Source organism: uncultured Campylobacter sp., from assembly GCF_963517995.1.
Classification (GTDB): Bacteria; Campylobacterota; Campylobacteria; order Campylobacterales; family Campylobacteraceae; genus Campylobacter_A.
The window spans coordinates 1-8094 of record NZ_CAUQHQ010000101.1 but is presented as its reverse complement, the minus strand read 5'-3'; the positions used below and the strand labels follow the sequence as shown (position 1 = coordinate 8094).

General features: G+C 47.2%; 7 protein-coding genes. 3 read left to right on the top strand and 4 right to left on the bottom strand.

What is annotated here, in order from left to right:
• On the bottom strand, positions 1–446 hold a 446-nt coding region (locus RYL88_RS09680; RefSeq protein WP_314990905.1), incomplete at its 3' end, for a 2Fe-2S iron-sulfur cluster-binding protein.
• Entirely contained in the window at positions 443–2329 is a 1887-nt protein-coding gene (gene sdhA / locus RYL88_RS09675) for an 8-methylmenaquinol:fumarate reductase flavoprotein subunit (protein WP_314990903.1), read from the bottom strand. The genes RYL88_RS09680 and sdhA, both read right to left, overlap by 4 nt.
• A gap of 512 nt (positions 2330–2841) precedes the next feature.
• Between sdhA and RYL88_RS09670 the strand changes: the two genes are divergently transcribed.
• From RYL88_RS09670 to RYL88_RS09660, 3 genes are all read left to right on the top strand, one after another.
• Positions 2842–4047 carry a multidrug effflux MFS transporter gene (locus RYL88_RS09670; RefSeq protein ID WP_314990902.1) on the top strand — a complete coding sequence of 402 codons (1206 nt, stop codon included), beginning with the start codon at positions 2842–2844 and terminating at the stop codon, positions 4045–4047.
• Between the two features lie 136 nt (positions 4048–4183).
• Positions 4184–4540: a diacylglycerol kinase gene (locus tag RYL88_RS09665; RefSeq protein ID WP_314990900.1), complete on the top strand. Its 357-nt coding sequence runs from the start codon at positions 4184–4186 to the stop codon at positions 4538–4540.
• Positions 4541–4850: 310 nt separating this feature from the next.
• A complete protein-coding gene (locus RYL88_RS09660) occupies positions 4851–6386 on the top strand; it encodes a phosphoethanolamine--lipid A transferase (RefSeq protein ID WP_314990899.1) in 1536 nt (511 codons plus the stop codon).
• 668 nt (positions 6387–7054) lie between these two features.
• On the opposite strand, the gene RYL88_RS09655 is transcribed toward RYL88_RS09660, so the two are convergent.
• Together RYL88_RS09655 and RYL88_RS09650 are read right to left on the bottom strand one after the other, a co-directional pair.
• A complete protein-coding gene (locus tag RYL88_RS09655; RefSeq protein ID WP_314990897.1) occupies positions 7055–7462 on the bottom strand; it encodes a pyridoxamine 5'-phosphate oxidase family protein in 408 nt (135 codons plus the stop codon).
• A 10-nt stretch (positions 7463–7472) separates the two neighbouring features.
• Positions 7473–7850: a hypothetical protein gene (locus RYL88_RS09650; RefSeq protein ID WP_314990896.1), complete on the bottom strand. Its 378-nt coding sequence runs from the start codon at positions 7848–7850 to the stop codon at positions 7473–7475.
• Positions 7851–8094 lie beyond the last annotated feature (244 nt).

Below are 8094 nucleotides of genomic sequence, written 5' to 3'. Positions count from 1 at the left end.
ATGCAGTCCCACTGCTTTTGGATTTTGTCGTACTCGGCCTGCGTTTGTTTACAGCCTTTTTCGGCAGAAAACTCATCCTTAGGGATAAAGGTCGGGCGGATTTTTCTTAAATTTTCGATAGAAGGCTCCCAGTCTACGACGAGATCGGAGATCACCCTAAAATTTGCTAGCGGGGAGATCGTTATGACCTCTGGATTGTCGTATGTTGCCAGCAGCTCTTCCATTTTTTCGTCGCAAGCTAGCACCGAGTGTCCGTTTACTCTCACGCCGCAAGCGCCGCAGATAGCCGATCGGCAAGATGCGGTGAAATTTAGCGTCGCGTCCAAATTTTGCTTGATAAATAGCAAAAGCGATAGCAAAGTCTTGCCCTCTATATCTTTTTTATCCACGACGTAGGCTTGTTTGTAGTGTTGCGTACCGTCGTATCTGTCGATGATTATTTTCATTGCGGTTTCCTTCCGTCAAGCGAGAATTCCGTGACTACGACGTTTTTATAGCCAAGCTCTAGCTTGCCGTCGTTTAGCGTCACGATGCTATGTTTTAAGAAATTTACGTCATCTCGTTTAGGGTAATCCTCCCTGGTGTGAGCTCCTCTGCTCTCCAGCCTTTTGCGCGCGGCCAAACAGGCGCAGCGAGATAGCAGGATCAAATTTCCCAGCTCCACGTAGTCGGTAAAGGCCGTATTCATAACCGGATTTGCGTTTGGTACGCTTAGCTTATCGTAGCGAGCCTGTATATCCTCTAGCGCTTTTTCTAGGGCGTCTAGCTTGTCCTGGGTCCTAAAGATACCCATATTGTCCCAGTTTTGTTTACCTAGCTCCTCGCGCAGGAGATACATTTCGTTTGCTTCGCCTTTGCCGTTTGCGACCTTTTTAAATTTCTCGCGCCATTTTTTAGCTAGCTCTTCGGTGTTTTTGCCGCTACCAAAACTAGCCGTTTTGGCATACGCGCTAGCTCCCTTGCCGGCTAGCTGACCCGTTACCACCGCGTCAGAGAGCGAATTTCCTCCGAGACGATTAGCTCCGTGGATAGAGACGCACGATGCCTCGCCGCCCACGTAAAGACCTGGCATCTTCGTGCTCATATCGTCAAATTTATCCACCTCTATGCCGCCCATCGAGTAGTGCGCAGTAGGCCTGATCGGCACCGGCTGCTCTACTAGGTCTAAATTTTCAAAAAGCAGTGCGGTGTGTCTGATTTTAGGCAGTTTTTTCATTATGGTTTCTTTACCCAGATGCCTAACGTCGATGAGTACGTATGAGCCCAGCCCCTCGCCGTAGCCGCGTCCCTCGCGGATCTCGGTCTCGATAGCGCGAGCCACGACGTCGCGAGGAGCTAACTCCATCTTCTCGTGGTAGTTTTTCATAAATCTCTCGCCTTTGTTGTTTAGCAGATATCCGCCCTCGCCGCGAGCCGCCTCCGTGATGAGAGTACCGCCGTTTGCCACGCCGGTCGGGTGAAACTGTATCATCTCGGGGTCTTCAAACCCAAGACCCGCTCGCACCGCAGCCGCTACGCCGTCGCCAGTGGCGATATAGGGCACCGAGGTTCTGTTGTAAAATATCCTCGTATACCCGCCCGTAGCCACCACGAGAGCCTTGCAAAGCACGGGAGTGATATCTCCGGTTTGGAGATTGCGCAGCACTACACCTTCGCATTTGCCGTCCTCTACGCCGATATCTAGCAGCTCGTAGTCCATTAGAAATTTAACGTCGTTGCTAACCGCCTCGTCAAAACAGGCATGCATAACTATGTGGCCGGTTTTATCCGCCGAGTAATTACATCTGCGCTTTGAGGCGCCGCCCATCATCCTTTGCGCTACGCCGCCCGGTACGTCGCCTTTTTTAGCATCTACGCCGCCGCTTGGATTTCTGGAAAATAGCGTGCCGATATAGTCCATCTCGGCTATCGCTTTGCCGGCTAGCTCGCAAAATTTGATCGCTGCATCCTGATCTACTAGATATGCGCCGCCTTTAACCGTGTCGTAGGCATGCAGCTTATACGAGTCGCCGTCAGAAAAATTCGTCACGCCGTTTATACCGCCCTCGGCCATACAGGTGGCGTTTCTTGAGGGCATCATTTTAGTAGCTACGATGACGCTAAGTTCCGGGGCGGCTTTTCTAGCGGCAACCGCTGCGCGCAGTCCGGCGCCGCCCGAGCCGATGATGAGAATATCGCAAGAAGGAAGCCCGTTAGCCTTACCGCTAAAAGCCTCTTTTTTAGAAGCTTTTTTGCTTGGCTTTTTGTCGTCGCAGCCGCTAAGCGTCAAAGCTCCGACGCCGATACAGGCTCCTTGCAAAAACCTTCTTCTGGATAAATTTTCGTTCATTTGGTATCCTTTGTTTAAACTCAAATTTCGCCGAAATTCTAGTTTATTATTACAAGCCTTTATCGCGCGGATAAAGACGCCTTAATCTTGTGCCTTTCTGAGACGGAATTATAATACTTTTTTTTTAAAAAAATATTAATATTACACCGTTTATAAACTAAAAATTTAAAAATATTTTATCATCTAGGTATAAATTTTGAAATCAAATTTCAATCGCATACCAAATGCCCAATCGTGGATTATGCCGCGATTTTGATAATTTCGGCTAAAATTCGTAAATTTACATAAATGCGATTTTACCGATATTAAATCAGATAAATTTGCTCTTATTAGCGGTATAAATCGATCAAAAAGTCAAATTTAAAGCATTCGGTAAATTTGCTTTTCGTATTTTGTGCGCTTTTATTTAAGCAAATAAAAAAAATATCACGTAAATATCACAAAATCTCAGTTTTTTAAATTTAAGCAGTTTTTTTATACAATCATTTAAATTTAAAACCGCGGAAAATAAGATGAAATTTATCCCCAAAACCTTGCCTTTCGTAGAATTTATCGCTCTTATGGCGCTTCTAACCTCGCTTGGAGCTATGAGTACCGACGCGATGCTGCCGGCACTCATGCAGATCGGCCTAGACCTTGGCGTGACGCAGATAAATCAAACCCAGCTAGTCATCTCCTCGATGTTTGCGGGCTTTGCCGTCGGGCAAATATTTTACGGGCCGCTTAGCGACTTTATCGGGCGACGAAACGCCGTGCTGCTAGCGCTTGCGATATTTACGGCAAGCTCCTTTATCTCAGTCGTCACGAGCGATTTTACCGCGCTTTTAGCGAGCAGATTTTTCCAGGGACTAGGCGCTGCGGGCCCTAGGATCATCGCGATGGCGCTTATCCGCGATCTTTACGAAGGACGCGCGATGGCTCGCGTGATGAGCTTTATCGCGGCCATTTTCATCATCGTGCCCGCACTCGCTCCCATTATCGGCGGCTTTATTTTTAAAATTTATAGTTGGCGCAGCATATTTTTGATGCTTACTTTTATGGGGCTTGCTTGCCTAGCGTGGTTTGGACTGCGCCAGAGCGAGACTCTGCCGGCGCAAAATCGCAATAAATTTAGCCTAAATTTGATAAAAAGCGAAGCCGCGCAGGTAGTGAAAAACAGACGAACCGCAGGCTACACGATCGTTTTGGGGCTGATTTTCGGGATGTTTTTGAGCTATATCAGCACCGCTCAGCAGATTTTTGAAGTGAGTTACAAGCTGGGCGAGGAGTTTCCTATCTACTTTGCTATAAATGCTCTAGCTCTGGGCGCCGCGTCGATGGTAAACGCAAAGCTCGTGATGATCTACGGCATGCGCTACCTCAGCATGCGCGCTATGGGGGCGTTTTGCGTTATCGCAGTCGCATTTTTGCCCGTCGTCGTCGCGTATGACGGAGTGCCGCCGCTGTGGGCTTTTATGGCGTTTTGCATGAGTAGCTTTTTTTGCGTGAGCATACTTTTTGGCAACCTAAACGCGATGGCGATGGAGCCGATGGGCAAGATTGCTGGCATGGCGGCCGCGCTGATCGGCTCGGCTTCGACCTTTATCTCGCTTCCTATCGGCGTCGCGACCGGGCAGCTGTTTGACGGCACGCTACTGCCGATGGTTGCGAGCTTTGCGGTTATCGGAGCGGCGGCGTTTGCGCTGCTTTATAGGACTTCAAAAATTTCCGAGGAGTAAATTTACGCAGGCCGGATTTGATCAAATTTGAGCGGTAAATTCGGCCGTCCTTTGGTTTATTTTAAAACCTTGCCGCGCGCAAAAACGCCTTATAAAGCAAATTTGCGCTATTATTTCGCAAATTTAAAGGCAAGATATGAAACCAAAATACAACTTTTTCAAAAACTCCAAATTTGCATTCGAGGGGCTTGCCGCGATGCTAAAAAACGAGGCGGCGTTTCGCTTTGAGCTTTGCGTTACCCTCCCGCTCGCGCTAGTTTCGCTATTTTTACCCGTTTCTGCGACGCAGCACGCGCTGCTGATCGCCGTTTTCGGACTCGTTTTAGTCTGCGAGTGCCTAAATACCGCGATCGAAGCAGTAGTCGATCTCGTTTCGCCTGGCTTTCATCCGCTAGCTAAAATCGCCAAAGACTGCGCCTCGGCCGCCGTTTGTCTTTCTATCGGCACGGCTGCGATAACTTGGGCGTGGGCTATTTTTTCGCTAATTTTTTAAGAGCGGGGCGAAATTTGACGGCAAAAACGGTAGCGATTTCGCGCTATTAAATTTACGCCGAATTTAACCGCCTACTTTAAAAGCCGCCAAATCCCAAAAATCCGTCGTTTGGCTAGCAGGGCGCGTAAAATTTATAAAAATACGGCTAAATTTAACCGCAAAACCGCGTAAACGCGCCGCCGTTTGCAAAACCAGCAAGAGAGCAAGCTGCAAAAATTTAACCCGTCTTGCGCTAAAATCGCGCCGAATGACTAAAGCTTTAAGCTTTTTTTGGATAAAGTTTCACTCTTATTATCAGTTTAGGAAAACTATGAAGCTACGTATTTCTTGGTTTAAATTTACGCTTTTAAACGCCGTTTTCATCGCCGCGTTAAATTTCGGGCTGTTTAATTTTATTTATTCAAGGCTTAGCTTTGAAGCTCATCCGCTGACGGCCGCAAGCCTGCCGGTTATATATTTTTCGCTGCTTTGCGCACTGTTTTCGCTCGTTTTTTTGCCCTATCTAGCTAAGCCGGTTAGTATCGCGGCGATTGCCATTACGTGCGCTAGCAGCTACTTCATGCAAAGCTACGGTATCATAATCGATAGCGAAATGATAAGAAACGTCGCGCAAACGGACGCGGGAGAAGTACTAAGCTTTTTAAATCCAAAACTCGTTTGCTATATGCTATTTCTGGGCGTTTTGCCCTGCCTTTTGGTCGCTTTTACGAGGATCGAGTACGGCGGCGCTAAGCGGCATATAAAGATCAAATTTCTAACGTTTATAGGCTTTTTTGCGCTAGCGGCTGGGCTATTTTTTTCGCAGACTAAGTCCATTATCCCGTTTTTTCGCGAAAATAGCTTCATCAGGGCCTACAACCTGCCGTTTTATCCGATTTACGCGACGCAAAAGTATATAAAACTCGAGTTTTTTAAGCCCGAATTTAAACAAATCGGTCTAGACGCTACGATGAAACCAAGCAGCGAACGACGGTTAATGGTGCTAATCGTCGGCGAAACGGCTCGCGCGAAAAACTATTCGCTCGGCGGCTACGCCAAAAACGACACGAATTTTTACACAAAAAAGGAGCCCAATTTAGTCTATTTCAGCGATGCTCGCTCGTGCGGAACGGCTACGGCGGTCTCGCTACCGTGCTTGTTTTCAAAATCGACAAGAAGCGAATACAGCAGCAAAGAATTTAGCCAAAACGCGCTTGATATCTTAAAACGCGTCGGCGTCAAGGTCGTGTGGCTGGGCAATAACTCGGGCAAGTGCAAGGGCGTTTGCGACCGCTTGGACGCCGGCGACGTCGAGTATTTTGACGCCGGATACGATACGAACATGCTGCCCTCCCTCAAAAAACGCCTCCAAAATCTCGCGCAAAACGAGATCATCGTCCTGCATCTGCAAGGCTCGCACGGCCCGGCATATCACGCCCGCTATCCGAGCGAATTTCGAAAATTTACCCCGACTTGCGACACGAGCGAGCTAAGCTCCTGCGATAGCGAGAGCATCGTAAACACCTACGACAACACGCTGCTTTTTACGGATTTTTTTGTTGACGAGGTGATAAAGGCAGTCAAGGACGCGGGCGGCGATAAAAGCGCGGTTTGGTACTTCTCCGATCACGGCGAGAGCCTAGGCGAAAACGGCATTTATCTGCACGGTATGCCCTACGCAATCGCGCCCGAGACGCAAAAGCACATCCCGATGATGGCGTATACGAACGATGAAGCGACGCTAGCTCGCCTGCGCACGCAAAAAGACGACGCCGTCTCGCACGATAATGTTTTTAGTTCGTTGCTCGGCTTTTTTGGAGTAGAGACAAGAGAGTACGATAAAAAACTTGATATATTTGGCGAGTAAATTTTGCTTTTTGGCGGCTTGTCTTTTTCCGCCATACGTCGTTAGAAATTTCGCCGAAGCTCGGTTACATACTACTCGCATGCGCCCTTGCTCGGCTTATTTCCGCCTCGTCTAAAGAAAAAATACTTCGCCTTGACTCTTTGCATTCAAACTTACAAATTTGATGCACCGAGACCCGCACCTTTAAAATGCTAAATTTGGTTTTTAAATTTGATACAATGCTTGAAAGTATCTTTTTCTTGTTAAGGGGGAAGGGGCTTGAATTACGCTCTGCTCTGCAGTTGCGAGGCAAAGCCGAAGCAAAAGAGCTCCCTTTTTTCTTTTATTTGGGAGAGGAAGGGGATTCTACTTACGAAGCGTCGCCCCTTCCTCTCCCAAGCCCTCTCTAACCCCACTGCACGTGAGAAGTTGCTGCACTTCGTGCAGGTCTAAATTCGACGCTAATGTGCTGCGTATTTAAATTTATGTTTTCGCGATGCGGGTCTCGGCAACTCAAATTCATGAATTTGACTTCAAATTTGAACGTAAAACGATAAGGCGAGGTATTTTTTTGCTAGACAAGGCGGAATTTAAATTTTAAGCGTAGGCTAGACAGATAGTCTGCCGAGCTTAAAATTTAAATTTCAACGCAGTATAGCGAAAAAAGACAAGCCGCAATTAGCAAGAAATTAATCTCTTTGCCAAATTATTTTTTTTCCAAACCCCAACGCATTATGCGTAAATTTAACCCAGCCCAGACTCAAACTATAAAGACTCGGGTTCATCGCCAAAGCGTAAGGAAAGCGAGCGAAGTAGATTTTGCTTTGCTGTGCGGTCGCGGGAGCAGCTAGAGCGCGAAACTGCACGCCCTCTATCTTGCCGACTATTTTGGTATCAAGCGCAACCGTGCCGGCTACGTTAGGTTCAGCTAAAAACGCCTTCACGTGAGCGCTCTCCTTGCCGCCTGCTACGATAAAAGCCAAATTTCCCTCATCAAAGGCGTAAAAGCAGCTTGCGCAGTAGGGCTTGCCGTCGTCTAAAACAGCAAGGCTAAGCAGGTGCATTTTGCGGATAAATTTTAAAATTTTTTCATCCATTTCGTCTGCCTTAAGCGCTAAAAATTTGAGCCAAATTTGCCGACAGCCGGCTAAAATTTAGCGCCAAAAAGCAAGCCAAAATCAGCCAAAAAGCAAAGATAAAAAGCTCAGTTCTGACAAATTTAGCTCCAGCTTTTTCGCGTCTAAGCAAAGTCACTACAAGCCCTGCCGCAAAGCCGCCGATAAAGCTAAAATAGTGTACCGCCGCGGGCTTAACGAAGCTTGGCAGTTTGCCCGCGAAAAATAGCGAAAATATCGTAAGCGAGATCAAATTTGCCAGTAAAAAATAAAACGCGACGACGGGAATTTGCGGGAAAAATCCGTGCAAAACGAAGCTCAAAACGGTCGCGCTAATGAGCAAAAATACGCGCGCGGCAAAACAGCACATTTTCATCCTTTTTTGAGTGATTTTAGCGCAAGGGGTATTAAGAAAAAAGAAATTTAACCGATATAAAGCCAAAAGGACGGCAAAAATCATGAAACTACAAAACTACCAAAGCGCGAGCCTAAAAAGCTTTGATTTTAGCTTTAAAACCAGCAGCGGAGACGAGATAAATCTAAAAATGTACGACAACAAAACAGTAGACTACTCTAGTGCCAAAACAGCCGGCACATCGGCATCTGCACTCACT